This window comes from Mesorhizobium album (assembly GCF_033977205.1).
Taxonomy (GTDB): domain Bacteria; phylum Pseudomonadota; class Alphaproteobacteria; order Rhizobiales; family Rhizobiaceae; genus Mesorhizobium; species Mesorhizobium album.
This window is the reverse complement of sequence record NZ_JAVIIW010000120.1, coordinates 1-1,591: the sequence shown is the minus strand read 5'-3', so window position 1 is coordinate 1,591 and position 1,591 is coordinate 1. Positions and strand designations below refer to the sequence as shown.

At 63.8% G+C, this 1,591-nt stretch carries 3 protein-coding genes; 2 read left to right on the top strand and 1 reads right to left on the bottom strand.

What is annotated here, in order from left to right; all coding sequences use genetic code 11:
- Positions 1 to 57: 57 nt before the first annotated feature.
- Together tnpA and tnpB are read left to right on the top strand one after the other, a co-directional pair.
- On the top strand, positions 58 to 492 hold the full coding sequence (tnpA, locus tag RFN28_RS34465; protein ID WP_320291577.1) for an IS66-like element accessory protein TnpA: 435 nt from the start codon (positions 58 to 60) through the stop codon (positions 490 to 492).
- Entirely contained in the window at positions 489 to 620 is a 132-nt protein-coding gene (gene tnpB / locus RFN28_RS34460; protein ID WP_172352422.1) for an IS66 family insertion sequence element accessory protein TnpB, read from the top strand. Before tnpA ends, tnpB begins: the two co-directional genes overlap by 4 nt.
- 76 nt (positions 621 to 696) lie before the next feature.
- Here tnpB and RFN28_RS34455 read toward each other — a convergent pair.
- The coding region (locus RFN28_RS34455) for a tyrosine-type recombinase/integrase (RefSeq protein WP_320291576.1) at positions 697 to 1,591 on the bottom strand (895 nt) is incomplete at its 5' end.

The window sequence follows — 1,591 nt, the reverse complement described above, 5'->3', positions numbered from 1 at the left end:
GTAAGCGGTGCATCAAGGCACCTTGCAATAGGCCGATGAACATGGAGCTTTCGCGCCATGACATTGGAGCATGCAAAGGGCGATGTGGTCGCCGATATCAGCCGCACCGCAGCGGCTGAAGATGGTGCAACGATGCCCGGCCGCGCGCGTCAACGGAGACTGTGGAGTTGCGCGGAGAAGCGCGCGTTGGTCGACCTTGCGAGCGCGGCGGGATCGTCGGTGACCGAGGTCGCGCAAGCGTTCGGCGTAGCTCCTTCGCAGCTCTATGCGTGGCGCAAGCAGATGGCCGGCGACGTCGATGTCGACCAGGCGGTGGCGACCTTCGCGCGGATCGAGGTGAACGATCTGCCGGAGGTCGAACGCGCCGTCGCCGATTGCCCGGGCCCGGCCGGCAGGATCGTCGTGGCCTTTGCGAGCGGCGCGCGATTGCGGATCGACGGGACCGTCGATCCGACAGCCCTGCGTATCGTCCTGGCGGAGTTGACCAGGTGATCACAGTGGTGCCGACCGACCGGATTTACCTGTGCTGCGGCGCGACCGACATGCGTCGCGGAATCAACAGCCTGGCGCGAATGGTGCAGCAGGTGCTCGCGCTCGACCCGCATTTATGCATCGGGTGAGATTTTGTGGCGGAGGCGTCTCGGCGCCAGCCGGGGTCTGCCAAATCTGGCATCCTCCGCCACATAATGTTTTAGCTTAGATGCTGTTCAGCAGTTGCAGAATGGTATCGGTGGGTCGGAAGCGCGCGCCGTAATTGCCCTCGATGCCCGCCTTTTCGAGTCCGTTGCGCATCATCTCGACATCCGCGGCGGCATAGCGGTGGGTGGTGGCGACCTGTGCGTGCCCGAGCCAGGCTTGAATCGTCAAAAGATCCACGCCGGATTGGAGAAGCTTCATGGCGAGGGAGTGCCGGAAGATGTGTGGCGATATGGGCTTTTCGGCCAAGTCCGGCCTTATGGCCACTGCCTTGGCCGCCGCTCGTCGTACGATGTGGGTCGCCCCGAAGCGCGTCAGGCGCTCATTGTGGGCGCCGACAAAGATCGGTCGTGGTTCGTGGTTGGCGATTCCGCGTTCGCGCAACAAGGCCGCCAGCGCTCTCGCCAGATCCTGAGGAACGGGGATGACGCGATCTCTGCGCCCCTTACCGTGCAACAGCACCTGCGAACGCGGGCACTCCAACTGAAGGTCGTCAGCATTGACACTGATGGCTTCGGAGACCCGCGCGCCGGTCCGCGCCAGGAACAGCAGTAACGCGCGGTCGCGCCGGCCACGGGGCGTCCTCAGATCGGGCGCCGCAATGATTGCGTCCACTTCTGGGTTGGTGAGGTGGCGCGTCACCTCAATGTGCGCCCGTTTTGTGGGGATCGTCAGCACGCGTTGCGCGATACCAAAGGACGCCGGGTCGGCCGCTGCCACATGGTGGAAGAAAGATCGTATCGCAGCTAGTCGGGCATTGCGCGTGGCGACGGTGTTGTTCCGCTTCTCTTCGAGTTCGTCGAGAAAGGCGAGAACGAGGTCTCGATCGAGATCTTCGAGCGCCAACGCCGCCGGCCTCTTCCGCAACCTGGCGGCGGCAAAGAGGATCAGCATG